Origin of the sequence: Paraburkholderia franconis (assembly GCF_009362735.1) — a bacterium.
GTDB lineage: Bacteria > Pseudomonadota > Gammaproteobacteria > Burkholderiales > Burkholderiaceae > Paraburkholderia > Paraburkholderia franconis.
In genome coordinates, this window is record NZ_WHNP01000093.1 from 1 (window position 1) to 21,797 (window position 21,797).

Genomic DNA, 21,797 nt, shown 5'->3' on the forward strand with positions numbered 1-21,797 from the left:
TCTGGCCCGTCTGGTTCGAATCGTCGTCGATGGCCTGCTTGCCGAGGATCACCAGCGAAGGCTGCTCCTTGTCGACCAGCGCCTTCAGCAGCTTGGCGACAGCCAGCGGCTGCAGGTCTTCATTCGATTCGATCAGGATCGCGCGATCCGCGCCGATCGCCAGCGCCGTGCGCAGCGTTTCCTGGCACTGCGTGACGCCTGCCGACACCGCGATCACTTCCGTCGCGACACCCGCTTCCTTCAGGCGCACGGCCTCTTCGACGGCAATTTCGTCGAACGGATTCATCGACATCTTCACGTTCGCGATATCGACGCCTGTCCCATCCGACTTCACGCGGACCTTCACGTTGTAGTCAACCACTCTCTTGACTGGCACCACGATTTTCATCTTTGTCTCCACCTATCCACTAACACGGCCCGCTACACACCTTGCGCGACGCCATCGAGCAGGCGCGCGATGTCATCTGACGAGTAGCCGAGTTCCGCGAGCAGCACGCGCGTCGAGTCGCCCACGGCACCGACGGGATGACATGGCGCTGCTGGCGTCGCGCTGAAGCGCGGGGCGGGACCCGGCTGCGTAATGCCGTCGACCGTCGCGAACGTGCCTCGCGCCTCGTAATGCGGATGGCGCGGCGCCTCGTCGAGCGACAACACGGGCGCAAAGCACACATCCGTACCTTCGAGCAGTCCGCACCATTCGGCGCGCGTCTTCTGCCTGAACGCTTCGGCGACGCGCTCCTTGAGCGCCGGCCATTGCGATTCGTCCCACTGCTGGTCGAACGCCGCATCGTCCAGTCCGACCAGTTCGCGCAAGAGCTTGTAGAACTGCGGCTCGATCGAACCGATGGAGATGTACTTGCCATCGGCACACGCATACGCATCGTAGAAATGCGCGCCGCCATCGCCGTTGTTCGTGCCTGCCTCGGCGTGCCAGATGCCTGCCGAACGCCAGCCATACATCAGCGACGCAAGCAGCGCCGCGCCTTCGCAGATCGAAGCGTCGACCACCTGGCCTTGCCCGCTCTGCTTCGCCTGATGCAGAGCCGACAGCACGCCGAACGCGAGCAGCATGCCGCCGCCGCCGAAGTCACCGATCATGCCAGGCGCGGGAACGGGCGGCCCGCCTCGACGCGCCGTCGAATGAAGCGCGCCCGCCAACGCGATGTAATTGATGTCGTGCCCTGCGGCTTGCGCAAGCGGCCCCGTTTGCCCCCAGCCCGTCACGCGCCCATACACGAGCGACGGTTTGCGTGCGAGGCACACGTCCGGACCGAGCCCGAGCGATTCCATCACGCCTGGACGAAAGCCTTCGAGCACGATATCCGCGCGCTCGATCAGAGACAGCGCGATTTCCGTCGCCTCCGGACGCTTCAGATCGAGCGCAATCGATTCGCGCCCGCGCGCGAGCACGTCGCTGCTGCGCGCGGTCAACGCGCCCGCGCCGCTGTCGCGAACCGGGGCCCGCTTCGCCGCGCGATCGATGCGGATCACGCGCGCACCGTGATCCGAAAGCATCATGCCCGCGAACGGCGCGGGACCGAGCCCCGCGAACTCGATGACGGTAATGCCCGTCAGAGGTCCCTTGCGCTCCATCATCACAGCGCCACCACGCGCGCTTCCTTACCCTTCGTGAGGTTGCGCACCAGGAACTCTTCGTTCAGCTCGATGCCCAGACCCGGCCCTTCGTTCGGGTACGTGTAGCCGTTCTCGAAGCGCGGCACGTTCAGCGCGATGTCGGTGCCCGGCGCGATGTCCTTGCTTTCCCACACGCCGTGAATCGTCAGCGGTCCCGTCGACTCGTTCAGGAATTGCGATGCCCACTGGTTGCTCGTCCACAGATGCGCGGACGGGCTATGTTCCAGACCGGAGCCGATCATGCAGCCGCACATCACGGGCAGCCCCGAGAGCCGCGCGAGCGTCAGCCAGCGCTGCGACTTCAGCAGCCCGCCTGCCTTCTGCAACTTGATGAAGAGGCCATCGGCCGCGCGCCGGTCGATGATGTCCTTGATGTGATGCAGTTCCTTGGCCGCCTCGTCTGCGTAGATCGGCGTGCGGACCTGGGCACGCAGGCGCGCCATCCCTTCGATATCCCAATGCGGCAGCGGCTGCTCGATCAGCTCCAGGTTCGCGTCGTCCAGTCGGCGGATCGTGCGCAGCGCCGTTTCGTAGTTCCAGAAACCGTTCGCGTCGACCGTGAGGCGAATGTCCTTGCCCACCGTCTCGCGCACCGCGTACACCATCCGGATGTCGTCTTCGACGCTGCCGAAGCCCGTCTTCATCTTCAGCAACTGGAAGCCTTGCTTGTGCGCGACGATCGCCTCGGCCGCCACCTGCTCAGGCGTGCCCGCCGATAGCACCCAGCCCATCGCCGCGCCCGAGATCGTGCGGCCGCCGAGCAATTCGTACACGGGCACGTTGAGGAGCTTGCCCTTGAGATCGTGCAGCGCAAAGTCGACGGTCGCCTTCGCCTGATTGTTGTCGCGCACGAGCAGGTCCATCTTGCCGACGAGCTTCTCGATGTTGCGCGGATCTTCGCCTAGCAGGACGCGCGGCGCGATGACGTCGCAGATCATCGACATGATCGAGCCCTGCATCTCGCCCATGTACCACGACGACGTGTCGCCCGAATCCGAGAAGCCCACCGTGCCGTCATCGCACGTGAGCTTCAGGATCACACTATCGATCGCCTCGATGCGCGTGTTCGGCATGATCATCGGCTTTTTCATCGGGGTGGAGACGGGAATGACTTCGACTTTGACGATCTTCATGATGGTTCCAGTTGGTTCCAGAAGGCAGAGGTAAGGAAGCCCTGCCGCGTTCGGTGGCTAGCGTGCGAGAAGCGCGGTCGGGCAGCGTTGGCTAGTTGTCCTGATGCAGGGAAGTGGCGCGCAGTTGGTCGCCGTCACTTCGATAGAGCGCGTGTCAGAGCGGATATTGCGGCGGCGTCTGACGCACCGTGATCCATCGCCATTGGGTGAACTCGTCCCAGTTGGCGGGGCCGCCGTGACGCGAGCCGTTGCCGGACGAGCCGCGTCCGCCCATCGGCATCGTGCCGTCGTCGTTCACGGTCTGATCGTTGACGTGCACGAGGCCCGTCCTGAGCCGGTCGGCGATGGCCATTCCACGGCCCACGTCGCGTGTGTAGATGCCCGCCGACAGGCCGTACTCGCTGTCGTTCGCATGAGCAATCGCTTCGTCATCCGAAGCGAACGGCGTGATGCACACGACCGGCCCGAAAATCTCGTCGCGGAACGCGGGCATCTCAGGCATGACATCCGCGAGCACGGTCGGCTGATAGAACCGGCCGTCGCCGCTGCCGCCGGCCAGCAGCTTTGCGCCCATCCGCACCGATTCGTCGACGATCTGCTGCACGCGCTCGACCTGCTTGCGCGTGATGATCGGGCCGAGCGCGACATTGCCCGTATGCGGGTTGCCGACGGGCAGTTGCTTGGCCTTGTCGGCCATGCGCTGAGCGTAGGCGTCGACGATCGATTCGTGGACGAGATGACGGCCCGCGCTCATGCAAATCTGTCCTTGATGCAGCCACGAGGCCCAGCTGCCACCCGATACGGCGAGATCGAAATCCGCGTCGTCGCAAATGATGAGCGAGTTCTTGCCGCCCAGTTCGAGGGCGACTTTCTTCAGATGCTTGCCCGCAAGCTCTCCGATACGGCGGCCGACCGCCGTCGATCCGGTGAACGAAATCATCGCGACGTCCGGATCGGTGACGAGCGCCTCGCCCGCATCGGCTTCGCCGGGCAGCATGCTCAGCACGCCTTCGGGCAAGCCGGCCTGCTGCAGCAAGAGCGCGAGCAGCACGCCGCCCGAGACGGGCGTGCGCGGATCCGGCTTCAGCACGACCGCGTTGCCGGTTGCGAGCGCGGGCAGCGCCGCGCGGGACGTCAGCAGGAAAGGGAAATTGAACGGCGAAATCACGCCGACCACGCCATGCGGCACACGCCGCGCCATGCTGACGACGCCCGGCTGGCTCGGCAGCACGAGTCCCGGCGGCTGCGTCAGCATCGCGGCTGCCTCATGCAGCAGATGCACGACGGACTCGATTTCGAAACCGGCCTTGGGTCCGATCGCGCCCGTTTCGCGCACGATCCATTCGGCGTATTGAGCGCGGTTCGCATCGAGAAGCGCGGCGGCCTTGCGAAAGATCCCCGCGCGCGACGGATAGGGCATCGCCGCCCACGCGGCTTGCGATCGGGCTGCCAGCACGCACGCTGCGCGCACGTCGTCCGCATTGGCCTTGCCCGTCGTCGCCAGTTGCAGGCCGGTGGCGGGCTCCACGACGTCGATGCGCCCGCCGGCAAGTGATTTCCAGTTGCCGAGCAATCCGCAGCCCGACCAGTCAACGGCATTCAGTAGGTTGTCCGCCATATCTGTCTCCATGATTCGCCCTGTCTTTTGAGGTATTTCGCTGGCGTGGAATCGACTATAGAAGTCGCCTATAAAAAAGTCAACCAACTCGACGGTTGACTTTCTGCACATTGATCGACAATACTGCCTGAAAGGCCGTTGCGCTAGAAGACCATTCGCCTTTTGCAAATTAGCCAACCGTCAGGTTGATCAATTAAGACGCGGATCACAAGGAGACACCGTGGAATCTTTGTTCGGTAACTATCGTTCGCCGTGGATGACGGAAGAACTGGACATGCTGCGCACGACGGCACGCCGTTTCTTCGAAAAGGAAGTCACGCCGCACCAGGAAAAGTGGCGCAAGCAGCACTACATCGACAAGTCGGTGTGGCTGAAAGCCGGAGAGCTGGGCCTGATCGGCGTCAGCTATCCGGAGGAATACGGCGGTCACGGCGGCAATTACGCGCACGACGTCGTGATCATGGAAGAGCAGGCGCGCGCCTGCGACACCGCCTGGGGCTACGTGCCGGGCGTGATCGGCGCGCCGACCACGCTGATCCTGACGGGTACGCCCAAGCAGATCTACAAGTGGCTGCCGCCCATCATCCGCGGCGAAAAGCTGCTGGCGTTCGCGGCCACCGAGCCGGATTGCGGCACCGACATCAAGACGCTTCGCACGACGGCGCGTCGCGAGGGCGACGAGTACGTACTCAACGGCTCGAAGATGTTCATCACGCACGGCTCGCGCTCCGACCTCGCCATCGTCGCCGCGCGCACGAACGGCCCCGGCGCAAAGGGCATCTCGCTCTTCATGATCGAGAAGGACAAGGTGAGCGGCTTCAAGGTCAACAAGATTCTCGAAAAGATGGGCCAGCACGGCCTCGATACCTGCGAAATCTTCCTCGACGACGTGCGCGTGCCGGCAGAGAACCTGCTCGGCGGCGTCGAGGGCAACGGCTTCGGCAAGATGATGGACAGCTTCGTGAAGGAGCGCCTGACGATCGCCGTGACCGCAATCGCCAGCACCGAACGCGCGATCGAACTGACGCTCGATCACGTCAAGCAGCGCAAGATGTTCAACCAGACGCTGTGGGACTTCCAGAACACGAAGTTCAAGCTCGCCGAGAGCGTGAGCCAGGTGCGCATCGGCCGCGTGTTCATCGACAGCCTGATCCAGCGTCTGGTGGAGGGCATCAACCCGCCGTCGGCCGAAGAAGCGGCGATGGCGAAGGTCTGGTGCTCGGAAGTGCAGTGGAAGGTGATCGACGAGTGCGTGCAGTTGTTCGGCGGTTATGGCTACATGGCCGAATACCCGATCTGTCAGTTCATGATGGATGCGCGCATTCAGCGGCTCTATGGCGGCTCCAACGAAATCCTGAAGGAACTGATCGCCCGCAAGCTGTAAACGAAGCGCGGCCGCCTGTTGCAGGCGGCCGCGAGCGATTCGAGGTGCTTTATAAATGAGGCGGGAACAAAAAAGGCGGGAACCTGCCCGCCTGTCTGCGTGGTGCTGCGCCTAGCGCTGAGGCTTGGCCGCGATGCCTTGAATCAGCATGTTCATGAACGCCTCGACGACTTCGTCGATGCTGTACTTTCCGTCTTCCTGATACCACTGCGGCACCCAGTTCAGCATGCCGAACAGCATCGCCGACAGCAGCGCCGGCACGCACGGCTTGATGTCTCCCGCAGCGATGCCTTCCGTGATCAGGTCGCGCACGGTGGTATCGAGCCGGCGTTGGAAACGGCGGATATCGAGGCTCGCTTCCGTCGTCAGCGGACGCAGACCCACCACCACGAGACAACGGCCGAAGTCGCTGTTCTGCGCATGTGCGAGGCTCTGCGCGAAGTAGCGCAGCCGCTGCAACGGCGGCTCGCTGCGATCCCGCACTTTTTCCACCACTTCATCGAGATTCTCGAACGACTTCACGAGGCAGAAGTACAACACCTCTTCCTTGTTCTTGATGTAGTGGTACAGCGTTGCCTTATGCATGCCGATCTGGTCGGCGATCATGTCAAGCGACGTGGCTTCGTACCCGTTCTGCGCGAAAAGCTGCGCAGCGATACGCAGGATCGCAAGGCGCTTGTCTTCGTGACGGACAACGGGCGGCGCCTTGCGGCGTCGACCGGCCGGACGTTCGATGGGAGCCGGCAGCGCGGCGTCGTCGGGGCGTGTGGACATAGGGCTCGATTTTACACTGGCGCGCCGATCGCGCCTTCCGCGATCAAGCGCTCAACTTGAGCGTCGGCAAAGTTTGCTTCACGCAGGATTTCGCGCGTGTGCTCGCCGAGTTTCGGCGCGCGATGCCGCACGGCTCCGGGCGTGACGGAAAGCTTTGCGGGCACGCCCGGCACCGAGACCTCGCCTTCCAGCCCCGGATGCTCGACCTTCGGCAGCATGTTGCGCGCCGCAAAATGCGGATCGGCGAAAATTTCCTCCGCGGTGTAGATGGGGCTGAACGGCACCTTCCCGCCGAACATTTCGCGCAGCTCCGTCTTGGTGTAGCGCGTGGTAAACGCTTCGATTTCGCTGGTCAGTACGTCATTGTTTTCCCAGCGCAGCGTTTCGGAGCCAAATCGCGGGTCCTTCGCCAGATCGTCGCGGCCCATCAGCCTGCACAGTTGCAGCCATTGCGGATCGTGCGGCGCCGCGATCGCGATCATGCCGTCCTTCGCGCGCACCGTGCCTTGCGGCGCGAGACCCGGCAGATTGTTGCCCACCGGTTTCTGCGAAACGCCGCGATACGAGTACTGGCTGACGAGAAGCTCCGACATCGAGAGAATCGAATCGGTCATCGCGACATCGACATACTGCCCCTGCCCCGTCGCCTTTGCGTGCCACAACGCGGCCATCGTGCCGAAGGCTGCATGCAGGCCCGGCACTGTATCGCCGGGGCCGCCGCCGACCTTCACGGGATGCTGTTCGTCTTCGCCCGTGATGCCCATCCAGCCTCCCATTGCCTGCGCAACGATGTCGAAGGCCGGCCAGTCCATGTAAGGGCTCGCGCCGCCCGGCCTGTCGCCAAAGCCGCGCACCGACGTGTAGACGAGACGCGGGTTGATTTCCTTCAGTTGCTCGTAGCCGATGCCAAGCTTCGTCAGCACGCCAGCGCGGTAGTTTTCGACCAGCACGTCCGCGCCGCGCACCAGCGTACGGAATGTCTCCAGACCTTCGGCGCTCTTCAGGTTCAGCGCGATAGACCGCTTGTTCCGATTGCACGACTGGAACAGTCCGCCGTAGTGGCGCTCCCGGTCGTCGTCGCGAAACGGGCCGATGCGGCGAAAGAAGTCGCCTTCCAGCGGCTCGACCTTGATCACGTCGGCGCCGTGATCGCCGAGAACCTGCGAACAGAACGGGCCAGCCAGCGCATGCGTCAGGTCGAGAACGCGTACGCCTCGCAAGGCGCCGCTCAGAGAATTTGTCATATGCTCCTCCAGTCAATCAACTGGTTGGTTGAATCGTTGGGTCATTATCGCCCAGCAGACGGGCCGATGTATAGCTTTTTGGAGCCAAGTCTCCGTTGTCAATGTGCGGCGCGCGGCGCCAGCGTCGTCGACGCCGCCCGGTCCGGATATCGGCCGAGCATCAGGATCGCGCCTGCGCAAAACAGGCACAGCACGCTGGATACTTCATGAATCGGCGCATACGACTTGAAGTGATCGAACACCGTCCCGTAGACGAATGGACCGATTGCGCCACCGAGCGTCGAAATGCCGAACAGCGCGCCGTAGATCGCGCCCAGATGGCGCTTGCCGAAATAGCGGCGCGCGAGGTACGGAATCAGGTCGCCCTCGCTGCCCGTCGCGAGACCGAGCACCAGCGCGCTGAGCATGACCATGCCGGGCAGACGGATGAAGTCGGTCGTGAGCACCAGGAAAACAGCAGCGCCGGCAAGACAAGCGACCGACGCAACCAGCGGCGCGAACGCGCGATCGAGCACGGCGCCGATGCCGACGCGCGCAACGGCAAGTCCGATGCCGACCACGGCGGCTGCCTGCGCCGCGACGTCGCGTCCCAGTCCACGGTCGGACACGAACGGCGCAAGATGCACGAATCCGCCCAGCACCGAGCACGACACGAGAAAGAACACGAACGCGAGCAGCCAGAAGCGAAAGCTGCGGAGTGCCTGCCTTAGCGTCAGCTCGATGCCGTCATCCGGTTCCTCATCGAGCAGTCGTTCGGTTCGTGCCTCTGAATGCGCGCTGACTGCCTTGTAATTGCGGAAGATGATCCGGTGAGCGACAAAACCGAGCACGAGCGCGCCCGCGGCGAGGACCCTATACGCCTGCCGCCAGTCGACATAGTGCAGGAGCGTCACGGCGATCATCGGCATCGCAAACCCGCCGATGCCCGTACCGAGCATCGCAACGCCGAGCGCCATGCCGAGCCGCTTGTTGAACGCGCCCGGCAAGATGCCGACGTAGCCTACGGCGCTCGTCGCCGCTCCGCAGATACCGATGAACGCGCCGACCATGCCGAACAGCAGATGATTCGGCGGCACGAGCGCGAGCAGCAGAAGCCCCAGCGAAAACAGCACGATGGCCCAGCCGATCACCTTCGCCCAGCCACGGCGGTCCGCCATGTAGCCGACGATCGGCGCACCGACTGCGTTGCCGAACATCGCGAGCATCGGCAGCAGGGCGACGTCGGCACGGCCCCAGTGAAACGACGCTGCAAGGGGCTTAAGGAACACCCCGGCCACGCTGAAGAAGAACGGCCCGAACCCGCAGGTCAGACCCAGCGCAGCGCCGAACACGATCCACGCCTTGTTGCGCGTGCTCACGGCTTGCGGCTCGTCGATCCGTTGCGGCAGTGCTGCCGTTGTCATGGACTTGGCCATCCTGTGTCTCCCACGTCTCTGTCTGAATATGGACGCACAGGAAGACCGCATGCTGAAGGCGCGCAGGCATCGCATTGACGGTGCGTGCATCGAGCGCGAGCGGCACGCCGAAAATCAGCAAACGTCCCTGTGGATCGCGCACCGATAACGCATGCGAGCCGAAGAAAATTTCAACCCTCTCGGACCGCCAACCACGATCACCGAAGTGCGCGATCGCGTGCTGGCGGCATCGGGGCGTTTCACTGCTCGTCTCCCGCTGGCACTGCCGGATAGCGCCCGAGAAGCAGGATCGCCACCGCGCCGACAATGCACGCGGCACACGACACTTCATGCACGACCGTATATGACCCGAAGCGGTCGAAAGCGAGGCCATACAGGAACGGGCCGACCGCGCCGCCGAGCGTCGCCGCGCCGAACAGGCAGCCGTAAATCGAGCCGAACGAGCGCTTGCCGAAATACTTGCGCGCCAGGAACGGGATCAGATCGCCTTCCGAGCCCGTCGAAATACCGAGCAACAGTGCCGCCAGAACGATCATCGCGGGCATCTGCGCGGCGTCAGTGAGGAAGATCGCAAAGCCCACCGCGCCGATGCCAAAGCTGACGAGGGCCACGAACGGAGCGAACACGCGATCGAGCAGCGCGCCGAGCCCGACTCGGGCAATCGCAAGACCCGCACCGACGACGCCCGCCGCCTGCGCGCCGACATCGCGGCCAAGCCCGCGATCGCTGACGAACGCGGCAAGGTGCACGAAGCCACCGAGAATCGCGCTCGAAATCACAAACATCACGACGGCGAGCAGCCAGAAGCGATAGCCGCGCACCGCTTCTCCGAGCGTGAGTCCCGCTTCGAGCGAAGCAGTCTGCACGCTCGCGCCGGCACTTTTCTCGATGCGCACGTTTCGAAACAGCAGTCGATGAGCAACGATCCCGAATACCAACGCGGCCAACGCGCACACAGCGAACGAATGACGCCAGTCCATCATCACGCCGAGCCGGTTCGCGGCGATGGGCGCGAAGAACCCGCCGAGCCCCGTGCCGATCATCGCGAATCCGAGGGCCATGCCGAGCCGCTTGTCGAAGACACGCGGCAATACGGCCAGATAGCCCGCCGCCGTCGTCGCCGCGCCGAGAAAGCCGATCAGAAAGCCGACGACGGCGACATACGCATGGTTGGCGGGCGCCAAAGCGAGCGCGCCGAGCGACATCGAAAAGAGCGCTATCGCGCCCGCGATGACCTTGCTCCAGCCTATGCGGTCCGCAAGATAGCCGGCGACGGGCGCGCCCAGCGCAGTGCCCGCCATCGCGAGCATCGGCAGCATAGCGACGTCGGAGCGTCCCCAGCCGAACGTCACCGTCATCGGCTTCAGGAAAATGCCGATGACACTAAAAAACAGTGGACCGAATCCGAACATCAACCCGATCGCAGCACCGCATACGACCCACATGCTCGCGGCCGTTTTCACTTTCGACGATGCATCGAGCGCGGGCAACGCTTTCGTGCTCACAGGACGGCTCATGACGCGCTCTCCTTTCAAAACAGATGACGGATGCCGAGTTGCACGGCCGTCTGGTTACGCGACGAGGACGCACCCACGCCGTTCGGCAGCTTGGGAGACATCGAATACGGCGTCACCGCGAGGAAGTTGCCCGCGACGCTTGCACCCGCGAACGCGTGCTGATAAGTGGCGAACGTGAATACGTCGGTGCGCTTCGACAGGCGATAGTCGAGACCCGCGCTCGCAATGTCGAACTTGCCGAGCTTGCGCTCATCGACATACGCGAAGCCCGCTCCCAACTGGAAATACGGCGTCGCCTGCCAGGTGAGGCCGGCTTCGTACGCGTTCGCAGTGATGGTGCCTCGCGGACTGTCGGATGCGTTCGTATAGGTGTACACGCCGTTGATGCCGAAGTCCCCGAGTTTCACCAGCCCGCCGAAGGCCGCGGTATAGATCGATTTTGCGCCCAGCGCGACCTGTGCGATCGTGCCGCCCGTGCCCGGACCGCTGTTGCCGCCGTCCGTTTTCGTGAACGCCGCGCCGAACGAATACGGTGCGTTGAAGCTTCCCGTCGGGCTGTATTTGAGCCCGACGCTCAACACGCGCGCCGAAGACGGCGAGCCGCCGAACGCTCCCGCTGCGTTGCTGAAGCCATACATCACGCCGGCGCCGAAACCATGCACGGTCGGCGTCTCGTAGCGCACCATGTTGTGCACCTGTTCGCCAGCGAGACGGTCGATGTCGTTGCCGAGGTGGAACGAGTACGACGGCGCGAACTGCGTGACGTTCGTGTAGTACGTCACGTAGTCGTAGATGAAGTCGTAGTCGTTACCGGCGATCAGCGTACCGAACGTGTCGCTCGACAAGCCAACGAATGCGCGCCGGCCGAAGAGCGACCCGCCCTGTCCCGCAATGCCCGTGTTCAGATCGAAGCCGTTTTCCAGCGTGAAGACAGCACGCAGACCGCCTCCCAGGTCTTCCGTGCCCTTCAATCCCCAGCGGCTCGACTGCGCGATTCCGCTGTCCATCTTCACCGTGCTGTGACCGCCCTGGTTGCTGATATAGCTGATGCCGTCGTCGATGATGCCGTACAGCGTGACACTGCTTTGCGCGTGCGCCGCGCCTGCGAACAACGCAGCAAAACTGGCAGCAACCACCCGATGCTTCATGTCTGTCTCCTGAAACCGGCTACGCCGGCTCTCTTTTAATTAGTACTACTATTCGTGCAGTTTGCGATCGGTACTGATGCTTGCGTCCGCCGTGCGTCATTCGAACGTATGTGTCCCATGCAGGGCGTTGCATCGAGACGGGACACACTGGAAAGGCGGGTGCCGGGGATCGGACCGCATCCGTGCGTTCCGTATCCAAGCCGCGTTCGCCCGGAAATCGCTTCACGGCTGAAACCGTGATTTCCCGATCGCCCGCCTCGGCGCAAAATTTCAACTCATGAGTTGAATTATTGACATCACACCATGAGGAGTCAACGACTGCGACCTACGTGTTTACCTTGATATGCGCCTTGATCCCCGTCGAATAAGGGCCGAGCGAGTTATTTACGGGCGTCAGGCGTCAATTCATGCGGCTTACGCAGTCCGTGCATATCAACTATACGGTTGAAATATGAGAATCGGCGACGAGGATTTCGACCCGCGCGTACGTGCTCCGGACGCACGCAGCGCTTACGCACTCATCGCCTGCAGCCGTGGAAAGGCATCTGCAAGCAATGCGTGCAGATTGGCGGCATCATCCGCGACGCCGTGGATGTACTGGTCCGGCCTCACAAGAATGGCGACAGCACCCGCCTCGGCCAGCCACTCGCGCAAGGCAGGCGCGCCATCCGTCACCAGCGCGACGCTCGCGAGTTCCCTAGCTCATCGAGTTCCGGATGCGCCGCCAGTGTCTCGGGGCTGAGTACGAGCGCGTGTCGATAGCCGACGGCATCGTCGAGCAGACGCTCGTTCGACAGAAGCGGCTGCCGTGCGATGCTGCCCGCAATCGGCTGATCATTTCCGAAGTGGGCGCCTGGCCCGAGTCGTGGTTGAGGCGTGACGAAGTTGCGAAACACGGGCTGCACGCCGTCATGCGTTGCGCCCGCTACATCGCGCTTCGACTGGATCTCGGCGCCGAGCTTCACGGCTGTTTCGATGAACTCGCGCACACGCGGCGAGCGTTCCGATTCGTATGTGTCGAGCAGGCCGTCGCCATCTTCACCGCGTATGACGGCCGCGAGTTTCCACGCCAGATTGCTCGCGTCGCGAATCCCCGCCGCCATGCCTTGTCCCATGAACGGAGGCGTCTGATGGGCGGCATCGCCGGCCAGCAGCAATCGGCCGTTGCGCCAGCCTTTTGCGACGAGGGAGTGAAACGTGTAGACAGCGGAGCGTTCGAGCTTCGCATTGTCCGGCGTGATCCAGCGCGAAAGCTTGTCCCAGAGCCACTCGGGCGTCTGCAGCTTCGCGATGTCATCGGATGGCATGACCATCAGTTCCCAGCGCGGCCGATTCCTGGGCCCGCGCGTGTAGGTTGCGGGACGCCTGGGGTCGCAATACTGGATCGAATGGTCGCCGAGATCGGGGCGCTCCGTTTTCAGCAATGCGTCGACGACCACCCATCGCTCGTGTGACTTCAGGTCGTTGAGTTCCGTGCCCATGAAACGCCGGACGATCGACCGTGCGCCATCGCAGCCGACCACATAACGCGCCTTCACACGTCCGAGCCGGCCCGTGGCCATGTCCTCGAAACGAATCTCAACATGGTTGTCCGTCTGATCGAGTGCGAATGCCTCATGGCGCAGGCGGATATCGACGTTCTCCTGCTGGACGAGCTGTGCGCGCAGCGCCCGTTCGAGATCAGGCTGATGAAACTTCTAGCTCGCACACCAGCCGAGCGGACCGATGCAGGTCGGACGCGGCCAGTCGATCAGCACGTTGCCGTCGGCGTCGATGAACTTCATGCCCGGCCCGACGAAAAGATCCGGCAGCAACGCACTCGACAATCCGATGGTCTGAAAGACGCGCATGCACTCCGCGTCGAAGTGAACCGCACGCGGCAACGCAAAAATATCCGCATCGCGCTCCAGAACAAGAACCCGCACCCCTTGCAGCGCGAGCAGATTCGCGAGTGTGGCGCCTGTCGGACCCAGGCCGATCACAGCGACATCGTATTCGCCGGCGCAAGATGCATTAGCTAGTTCTGCCATGTAGAGACATCCCGATGAACGAGGCGCATCGCGCGCCTGCGGACGAAGATGATCAAGCTTCGTCGGCGATCGGATTCAAAAGCACGCCCACGCGATCGACTTCCACTTCGACGACATCGCCCGCCTTCATGAACAGCGGCGGATTGCGTCTCGCGCCGACGCCGCCCGGCGTGCCCGTGACGATCACATCGCCGGGAACCAGCGGCGTGAAAATCGACAGATAGGCGATCTGTCTGGCGATGCCGTGTATCAGCATGTCGGTCGTTGCACGCTGGACTTCCTGACCGTTCAGGCGCGTGACGAGCGTCATCCTGGCGTCCGGTTCGATCTCGTCGCTCGTGACCATCCACGGGCCGAACGCGCCCGTGCGATAGAAGTTCTTTCCCGGTCCCCACTGGCCCGTATGGCGCTGCCAGTCGCGAACGGATCCGTCGTTGTAGCAGCTATAGCCCGCGATGTGATTCCATGCGTCCGCTTCGGCGATGCGGCGGCCGCCGCGCCCGATGATCACCGCGATTTCACCTTCGTAATCGAACTGCGCGGACTCGCGTGGACGCAGCATCGGCTGTCCCGCGCCGACCTGCGATGCAGGCACGCGCATGAAGATGACCGGGTTCTCCGTCGTCTCCCGATTGGTTGACATGCTCGGCATAGTTGAGCCCCACGCAGAAGATCTGCTCAGGGTTCGGAATCACCGGATCGAGCGTCACCTCGGCAAGCGGATAATCACCACGGCCCGTACTGCTGACGCGTCGTGCTTCGTCGAATGCATCGGCGGCGATCAACGATTTCAGATCGGCGAAGCGGCCGTCGAGGCGTTTGCGTAGATCGAACACTGAGCCGTTGCGCACGACGCCAAACGACTGCCCTTCGTGGGTGGAAAAGCTCGCAAGTTTCATGATATTCCCGTGATAAAAAGCTGGGGTTGTCTGCGGGCACGCACGCGAACAATTTCGTGCGTTTATCGCATTTTGATAATACACTGCACTAAATGGCGAAACCAGTTTGATTTTTATCATGGTTTATCATTACAACCGGGGGACGTCATGACATCGTCGACACCAAGGCGAAGCGGACTCTCGCTCAGCCACATGGGCTTCTACGTCCACGATCTCGAGCGATGCGAGGACTTCTATTCGCGCGTTCTGGAATTCACGGTGACGGATCGCGGCAGCCTTCCGACGCCGAACGGCAAGGTCCAGCTCGTATTTCTGAGCCGTGACCCTGCCGTGCATCACCAGATCGTGCTGGCGAGCGGACGACCCGAGACGCTTGCGTTCAATCCGATCAATCAGATCTCTTTCGAAGCGGACAGTCTCGACACGCTCAGGCGTTTTCACCAGCGCTTCATCGACGAAGAGCTGGAGGAGATCGCCCCTGTCACGCACGGCAATGCGATCTCGTGCTACGCGCGAGATCCTGAAGGGAACCGTTTAGAGATCTTTATCGACACGCCGTGGTACGTGGACCAGCCGATGCGCGTGCCCGTCGATTTCTCGCTGCCCGACGACGAGCTTCTCGCAGCCGTCGAACGGCACGCGCGCACGCTGCCCGGATTCAGGCCCCGCGAAAAGTGGGAAGCGGAAATGGCGAAGCGAATGGGGATCGGGTGAAAAGCGGCATTGAGAAGAGACTTGCCGTCACCCTTCGATGACAGACCGCGCGCGCGAAGACGTACGCGCCGCCGCTTCCTTCACCGTTTCGACGAGCCGATCGAAGTTCAAAAGCTCGAGGCGTTGGCTCGGCACGACCAGCGCGAGCGCACCCACGGCTTCTCCCGAATCGTCGGTGAAAAGCGGAGAGGCGATCGCCGATACGCCCTCATCCAGTTCGCCGTTCGACAGGTAGTAGCCTGCGCGCCGTATTTTCAGCAGGTTGGAGCGGAATTCTTCCAGCGAGTCGCCCGAACCGCTCGATGAAATCTCTGCGGCGTACTCGTTGAATAGAGCGGCAAGCTTGGCCTTCGGAAAGGTCGACAAAATTGCCTTCGGTGCCGCGCCCAGAAAAAGCGGCCGTGGGCGGCCGCGGCCATATCGCAGATCGAGCGTTGCATCATGTGTTTCGCGATGCGTGTCGACCAGCTCATTGCCATACCAGCGCGACATCACCACATCGAATCCCGAGCGATCGGCGATCTCGCGCATTACCGGTTGCCCTGCTTTCAACAACGGGTCCGAAACACGCAAGTGATAGTCGAGCTTGATGATGCGCGGGCCGAGTCCATAGTCGCCGCCCGCAAAGCGCAACAGCATGCCCGACTCGACAAGCTCGCGCACATACCGGTATGCCGTGGGTATCGAACAATCCAGTTGAGCGGCGATCTGTTCAGCCGATAGAAGCGGCCGTGACTCGGAAAACAACTCGAGGATGGACAAGAGTTTGGCGATGCTCGACATCGAAGGCCGGTCTTGGATTGGTTGGCCCATTATACCGGCGCGAACTTTATCGCAAGCCGACGCTTCGTCGTGATGTCACGCCTCCAGTAGCGCGTCCGCAGCGGGTAGCGGCCACATCATCAGTTGCCCCAGGCGGGGTTTAGGTTCGTTGTCGCCGCAAAGACGCAGACACATCCACGCGGTCGCGAGATTGCTGCTCACGACAGGCCTGTCAAGCAACGCCTCGATTCGCCCGATGACAGCCGCTGCCCGTACCGCCGTGCACGAAATGAAGAGCGCGTCCGACTCCGGCGCCATCGCGTTGCGCGCGAACGCGACGATATCGTCGTGCGAAATCCGCGCCATGTCGCGATCGTCGGTCAGACCGATGCACGTGAAGCGGTCGATCACGAAGCCTTTAGCGGCGAAATATTCGGCCATCGGCTGACTGGTCTCGACGGTATAAGGTGTCAGCACGCTGATGCGCCGCGCGCCGATCGTTCTCAGCGCGGTCACGGCGGCCATCGTCGGCGTGACGATATGTGCGTCGGGTTTCGCCGCGCGAATCGCCCGCTCGATCGCCTCGTCGCCGATCATCACGGATGCCGACGTGCACGAGTACATCACCACATCGAGCGCTTCGTCAGGCAGGATCAACGCTGCGCCCGCAGTCAGCGAAGGCTGCATCGCGCGCAGGTTGTCAGGCGTCACCGGGTTCGCGTATGGCACGCGATTCGTGTAGATGCCGATCCGCTCATTTGCGACGAGCCTTGCGAAATCGGGCTCCGTTGTGTGATCGGTTGCGAGGATCACAAGGCCGATGCGCTTGTCGTCAGCGCGTGTGTCCAGTTGAAGGACTGCGTCCAGCGGATGAATGACGATGGCCATCGGTCAGTGCCCCAGAGCGGGAAAGCGTTTTTCGAGCAGTCTTACGCCGACCACGGCCACAAGACTGATGCACAGAAAAAGCACGCCGACCAGCGTCATCGGCTCCAGATAACGGTAGTCCGTGTTCGCGATGATCTTCGCTTCGTTCATGAGTTCGAGCACGGTGATCGCCGACAACAACGGCGTTTCCTTGAACATCGAAATCAGATAGTTCGCGAGCGCGGGCAACATCGGCGGAACCGCTTCGGGCAGGATCACGTGTTGCCACATCTGCTGCGCGTTCAGGTTGCATGCCTTGGCAGCTTCCCACTGCCCGCGCGGCACGTTTTCGATGCCCGTCCGATACACCTCCGCTGCGTAAGTCGCGTAGTGCACGCCGAGCACGAGCACGCCCGCCGCGAGCGCGGGCATACGGATGCCGATATCCGGCAGCACGTAGAACACGAAATACAGTTGCACGAGCAACGGCGTACCGCGAATGAAGCTCACCACGGCCGTCGTCGTGCGCGACACTGCCCGGTTCGGCGCGAGGCGCAGGATCGCGAACACCATGCCGATCACGGCTGCGGCGATCGCGCCGAGCAACGTCGCGAGCACGGTGATCTCCAGCCCCCGCAACAGGATCGGCAGAATCCCGAGTGCGAAACTCCAGTCCCATTCCATGCCGTTATCTCCTCATGCCGTCAAGACCGAACGTCATCCGGCGTTCCAGCTTGCGCATGCCGAACGAAATCAGGCACGCCATTGCGAAGTAAAGCGCGAGAATCGTCGCGAACGGTATCAGCGTATTGCCCGTCTGCGAGCGCACCACCTGCGCCTGGAATGTCATGTCACCGAGCGAGATCAGCGATACGACTGCCGTGCCCTTGAGCAACTCGATTGCGTTGTTGCCGAAAGTGGGCAGCATCAACGGCAATGCTTGCGGCAGGATCACATGACGCATGCGCTGATAGACGGACAGATTCAACGCAATGCACGCGCTGCGCTGCTCCTGGCCGACCGCGACGATCGCGCCGCGCACCACTTCCGCGCCGTACGCGCCTACGTTGAGGCCGAGCGCGAGTACGCCCGCCTGTAGCGGCGTGAGCGTGAGCCCGATCATCGGCAAGACGAAATAAGCCCAGAACAGCTGGACGAATACCGATGTGCCGCGAAAGAACTCGATATACGCGGTAGCAAGCGCGCGTACCGCAGCGAATGGCGACAGGCGCCCAAGGCCTGCGACGAACGCCATCACGAGCGCAAGCACCGCCCCCATCACCGTGAGTTCGACGGTCGCTACGGCGCCCTTCATGATCAGCGTCAGATAGCCGGACCAGTGGTTCATAAGCACACCTCGAAGGCAGCTAGGCAGCTGGCTAGCGCGCGAGTGAATCGCACACCAGCCAGTTTGTGCAGACTCAGTTCGACGCCGAACACAGCTTGTCGCGGCTCGTCGACATCGCCGCCTTTGCCGAAAAGCCGTAAGGCTCGACGATCTTCGCGAACTCGCCGGAGGCCTTCATCTTTTTCAGCTCGACGTCGAACGCGTCGCGCAACGCCGTGTCCTGCTTGCGGAACGCCACGCCGTCGCATTGCACCGGCGTGCCTTGCACGGGCGCGATCGACTCCAGACTGCCGTCCTTCGCTTTCGACAGCAGATCGCTGATCGAGAGCAACGGCAGCGCAAACGCGTCGATGCGGCCGTCCTGAAGCATCTTCAGACCGCTCTGTCCGTCGGGCACGATGACGATGCGGTCCGTCGGAATATGAGCGGCCGTCGCCAGTTTCTGTTCGGTGGTGCCGCCCTCGACGCCGATCACCGCCTTCGGGTCTTTGGCAATTTCATCGTAGCTCTTGATGCTCTTGGTGTTGCCCTTCCTGACAGCGAACGCCTCCACTGCGCAAAGCACAGGCTCCGAGTACGCGACAGCCGCGCAGCGCTGTGGCGTCATGAAGAGTCCGGCCGCAATCGCGTCATGCCGTCCCACTGCGAGGCCCGGAATCATCGCACCATACTCGGAGACCGACGCGACGATATCGTTGACGCCGAGCTTCTTGAAGACCGCGCGCGCAACGTCGGGCGCAGCGCCCGTCACCTTGCCGTCGGCGCCGACTGCCGTGAACGGCGGTTCGTTGGCAATGGCGATGCGCGCAAAGCCTTGCTCCTTGAGTTGCGTCAGCTTGTCCTCTGCATTGGCTGCCGAACAGGCCAGAGTTAGCACCGACAACGTCCCCGTGATCAGAATCGCCTTCAGTTTCATGGTTTTTGGCTCCTAAGGCCTGGTGGTGTGCGTGATGTGCGTGGTGGTCTTGCGATAGGCGATGCGGGTCGATCAGATCCTGTGACCGGCGGCGATGATCTTGCGCAGGAACGCCTGAGTCCGCTCGTGTTCGGGATGTCTGAATATGTCCTCGGGCTTGCCTTCTTCGACGATCCTGCCGCGATCGAAAAACAGCACGCGGTCCGCGAAATCATGCGCAAAACCCATTTCGTGCGTGACGAGCAGCATCGTCATGTCGGTTTCTTTGGCGAGCCTCTGCATCACATTGAGTACTTCTTCGACAAGTTCCGGGTCGAGCGCCGAAGTGACTTCATCGAAGAGCATGATCTTGGGCGCGAGCGCCAGCGCACGCGCAATCGCGACACGTTGCTTCTGTCCGCCTGAAAGTTGCGCGGGCCGGCTCTTCGCCTTGTCGGCCATGCCAACCATGTCGAGCAGTTCCAGCGCGCGCTTTTCAGCCGATTCGCGGCTTTCGCCTTTCGTCAGGATCGGCGCGAGCGTCACGTTGTCGAGCACGCTCTTGTGCGGAAACAGATTGAAGTGCTGAAAGACCATTCCAATCTTCTCGCGCATCTTCTGCAGATGACGCTCGTTCGCGGGGACCATCTGGCCACCGCGCTGCATGTGGAAGAGCTGTTCGCCATCCACTTCGATATGGCCGCCATCGATCGTTTCGAGAGTCATCAGGATGCGAAGAATAGTGGTCTTCCCTGATCCCGATGGGCCGATCAATGCGAGCTTTTCGCCCGGCATCACATTGAGCGAAAGCTCGTCGAGTACGGTAAGCGCGCCATAGCGCTTCGTGATGCGATCGATCCTGATCAGCGGCCTGGTGGTCGGCGTCTTCTCGCGAATGGGAGAGGCGTCACCAGCGGCCTGCACATCCGGCGAAAGAGTCTCCTGGGCAATTCCTGAAGCGCTTGGCATTGGGGTCACTCGCGCGGTTTTCATATTGGTCCGGGTTCCGTTCATCACGCCTGCTTGCGGTGAGTGCGTGTTGCGGCAGTGCAGGAAGAGCGGCTATGCGAACCAGCATACAAAGCCATATTCGCGATCCGATTGCTCTAGAACAATTCTTTCTGGACCGCAAAAAGCCCGATGCGCCATGGTGCAAAGAGCAATGAGGAAGAGCGCGCATGCGCATCAGGGACAACACCTATAAGCGCATCGCAAGACAATTCATGATCGATGCAACGAGCCATCGTGCCCTCGTTCGATCTGCCGACGAAGATTGAACTAGCACATTCAGAGCCTGTTTTTCGCAGCATTAGACTGCGGCCAGCAATACCTGCTGGTGCCTCATTCAGGTGCGTGGGACGCCACTTCTGCGACGAGTTCGTGCATGGAGAAAAGAAAGATGTCAGATACAACGAAACAGGACCCGCCTGCCAAGGGACCATCGGTTCGTTTGCCTTTCGATCGCGCCGAATACGACGCACGCATCGCGAAGACACGCAAGGAGATGGAAAAGGCGCAGATCGATCTGCTGATCGTCACCGACCCGACCAACATGGCGTGGCTCACGGGCTACGACGGCTGGTCGTTCTATGTGCATCAATGCGTGCTGCTCGCACTCGACGGCGAGCCCGTCTGGTACGGCCGCGGACAGGACGCGAACGGCGCGTTGCGCACCGTGTTCATGAAGCGCGAGAACATCATCGGCTATCCCGATCACTACGTGCAGTCCACCGAGCGTCATCCGATGGACTATCTCGCGCGTGAAGTGATCGAGGCGCGCGGCTGGCAGACGCGCCGCATCGGCGTCGAGATGGACAACTACTATTTCAGCGCCGCGGCCTATGCATCGCTGCAGCGCAATCTGCCGAACGCGACGTGGCGCGATGCGACGGCGCTCGTCAACTGGCAGCGTGCCATCAAGTCGCCGCGCGAGATCGAGTACATGCGCATTGCCGCGCGCATCGTCGAGAAGATGCACGCGCGTATCGTCGCGCGGATCGAGCCGGGCATGCGCAAGAGCGATCTCGTCGCCGATATCTATTCGGCGGGGATCACGGGCATCGACGGCTACGGCGGCGACTATCCCGCGATCGTGCCGCTGCTGCCCACAGGCGCCGATGCCGCCGCGCCGCATCTGACGTGGGACGACTCGCCATTCGAAAAGAACGCGGGCACGTTCTTCGAAATCGCCGGCTGCTTCAAGCGCTATCACTGCCCGCAGTCGCGCACGGTGTATCTCGGCAAGCCGCCGCAGCATTTCATCGATGCGGAAAAGGCCGTGGTCGAAGGCATCGAAATGGGGCTGGCGGCCGCGAAGCCGGGCAATACCTGCGAGGACATCGCGAATGCGTTCTTTGCGGTGCTGCGCAAATCGGGCATCGAGAAGAACAGCCGCTGTGGCTATCCGATCGGCG

The 21,797-nt window shown here is 62.4% G+C and carries 18 protein-coding genes and 2 pseudogenes; 3 read left to right on the top strand and 17 right to left on the bottom strand.

Translation table 11 applies throughout. The features are described 5' to 3' along the window. The 4 genes from GCT13_RS41845 to GCT13_RS41860 all read right to left on the bottom strand — a co-directional run. Positions 1-388 (bottom strand): electron transfer flavoprotein subunit beta/FixA family protein (locus tag GCT13_RS41845; RefSeq protein WP_193727913.1); only part of this gene is annotated, 388 nt, incomplete at its 3' end. Positions 389-420: 32 nt separating this feature from the next. Continuing rightward, a complete protein-coding gene (locus tag GCT13_RS41850; RefSeq protein WP_227747290.1) occupies positions 421-1,596 on the bottom strand; it encodes a CaiB/BaiF CoA transferase family protein in 1,176 nt (391 codons plus the stop codon). Next, entirely contained in the window at positions 1,596-2,768 is a 1,173-nt protein-coding gene (locus tag GCT13_RS41855; protein WP_152767688.1) for a mandelate racemase/muconate lactonizing enzyme family protein, read from the bottom strand. The genes GCT13_RS41850 and GCT13_RS41855 overlap by 1 nt, the downstream gene beginning before the upstream one ends. A gap of 154 nt (positions 2,769-2,922) precedes the next feature. Then, on the bottom strand, positions 2,923-4,398 hold the full coding sequence (locus GCT13_RS41860; protein WP_407670935.1) for a benzaldehyde dehydrogenase: 1,476 nt from the start codon (positions 4,396-4,398) through the stop codon (positions 2,923-2,925). A gap of 208 nt (positions 4,399-4,606) precedes the next feature. Here GCT13_RS41860 and GCT13_RS41865 point away from each other — a divergent pair, with 208 nt between their 5' ends. Continuing rightward, complete coding sequence (locus GCT13_RS41865; protein WP_321574975.1) at positions 4,607-5,770, top strand: acyl-CoA dehydrogenase family protein; 1,164 nt, start codon at positions 4,607-4,609, stop codon at positions 5,768-5,770. A gap of 111 nt (positions 5,771-5,881) precedes the next feature. Here GCT13_RS41865 and GCT13_RS41870 read toward each other — a convergent pair whose 3' ends face one another. The 7 genes and pseudogenes from GCT13_RS41870 to GCT13_RS41900 all read right to left on the bottom strand — a co-directional run bounded on the left by GCT13_RS41870 (position 5,882) and on the right by GCT13_RS41900 (position 14,797). Continuing rightward, on the bottom strand, positions 5,882-6,544 hold the full coding sequence (locus tag GCT13_RS41870) for a TetR/AcrR family transcriptional regulator (RefSeq protein WP_152767690.1): 663 nt from the start codon (positions 6,542-6,544) through the stop codon (positions 5,882-5,884). Positions 6,545-6,555: 11 nt separating this feature from the next. Next, positions 6,556-7,788: a CaiB/BaiF CoA transferase family protein gene (locus GCT13_RS41875; protein WP_152767691.1), complete on the bottom strand. Its 1,233-nt coding sequence runs from the start codon at positions 7,786-7,788 to the stop codon at positions 6,556-6,558. 98 nt (positions 7,789-7,886) lie between these two features. Continuing rightward, positions 7,887-9,203 carry an MFS transporter gene (locus tag GCT13_RS41880; RefSeq protein ID WP_193727914.1) on the bottom strand — a complete coding sequence of 439 codons (1,317 nt, stop codon included), beginning with the start codon at positions 9,201-9,203 and terminating at the stop codon, positions 7,887-7,889. A 239-nt stretch (positions 9,204-9,442) separates the two neighbouring features. Then, a complete protein-coding gene (locus GCT13_RS41885) occupies positions 9,443-10,720 on the bottom strand; it encodes an MFS transporter (RefSeq protein WP_152767693.1) in 1,278 nt (425 codons plus the stop codon). Between the two features lie 14 nt (positions 10,721-10,734). Further along, positions 10,735-11,868: a porin gene (locus GCT13_RS41890; protein ID WP_152767694.1), complete on the bottom strand. Its 1,134-nt coding sequence runs from the start codon at positions 11,866-11,868 to the stop codon at positions 10,735-10,737. Between the two features lie 510 nt (positions 11,869-12,378). Further along, a pseudogene (gene mhpA, locus GCT13_RS41895) lies at positions 12,379-13,898 on the bottom strand (bifunctional 3-(3-hydroxy-phenyl)propionate/3-hydroxycinnamic acid hydroxylase MhpA). 52 nt (positions 13,899-13,950) lie between these two features. Then, positions 13,951-14,797, bottom strand: a pseudogene (locus GCT13_RS41900) (fumarylacetoacetate hydrolase family protein). Between the two features lie 147 nt (positions 14,798-14,944). On the opposite strand from GCT13_RS41900, the gene GCT13_RS41905 reads away from it, so the two are divergent. Then, positions 14,945-15,511 (top strand): VOC family protein, encoded by a 567-nt coding sequence (locus tag GCT13_RS41905; RefSeq protein ID WP_152767695.1) that lies wholly within the window; start codon positions 14,945-14,947, stop codon positions 15,509-15,511. A gap of 27 nt (positions 15,512-15,538) precedes the next feature. On the opposite strand, the gene GCT13_RS41910 is transcribed toward GCT13_RS41905, so the two are convergent. From GCT13_RS41910 to ehuA, 6 genes are all read right to left on the bottom strand, one after another. Continuing rightward, the gene (locus GCT13_RS41910; protein ID WP_152767696.1) at positions 15,539-16,294 is read right to left on the bottom strand and encodes an IclR family transcriptional regulator; all 756 of its coding nucleotides are present in this window, start codon (positions 16,292-16,294) and stop codon (positions 15,539-15,541) included. Positions 16,295-16,369: 75 nt separating this feature from the next. Further along, complete coding sequence (eutA, locus tag GCT13_RS41915; protein WP_152767697.1) at positions 16,370-17,161, bottom strand: ectoine utilization protein EutA; 792 nt, start codon at positions 17,159-17,161, stop codon at positions 16,370-16,372. Positions 17,162-17,164: 3 nt separating this feature from the next. Next, on the bottom strand, positions 17,165-17,824 hold the full coding sequence (gene ehuD, locus GCT13_RS41920; RefSeq protein WP_152767698.1) for an ectoine/hydroxyectoine ABC transporter permease subunit EhuD: 660 nt from the start codon (positions 17,822-17,824) through the stop codon (positions 17,165-17,167). A 4-nt stretch (positions 17,825-17,828) separates the two neighbouring features. Continuing rightward, complete coding sequence (gene ehuC / locus GCT13_RS41925) at positions 17,829-18,488, bottom strand: ectoine/hydroxyectoine ABC transporter permease subunit EhuC (protein ID WP_152767699.1); 660 nt, start codon at positions 18,486-18,488, stop codon at positions 17,829-17,831. Positions 18,489-18,561: 73 nt separating this feature from the next. Continuing rightward, positions 18,562-19,404, bottom strand: coding sequence for an ectoine/hydroxyectoine ABC transporter substrate-binding protein EhuB (gene ehuB / locus GCT13_RS41930; RefSeq protein WP_152767700.1), 843 nt, complete (start codon positions 19,402-19,404; stop codon positions 18,562-18,564). A gap of 72 nt (positions 19,405-19,476) precedes the next feature. Then, positions 19,477-20,376, bottom strand: coding sequence for an ectoine/hydroxyectoine ABC transporter ATP-binding protein EhuA (gene ehuA / locus GCT13_RS41935; RefSeq protein WP_152767701.1), 900 nt, complete (start codon positions 20,374-20,376; stop codon positions 19,477-19,479). A 406-nt stretch (positions 20,377-20,782) separates the two neighbouring features. Between ehuA and doeA the strand changes: the two genes are divergently transcribed. Beyond that, positions 20,783-21,797: ectoine hydrolase DoeA (doeA, locus tag GCT13_RS41940; RefSeq protein WP_152767702.1), on the top strand; the 1,015-nt coding region annotated here is incomplete at its 3' end.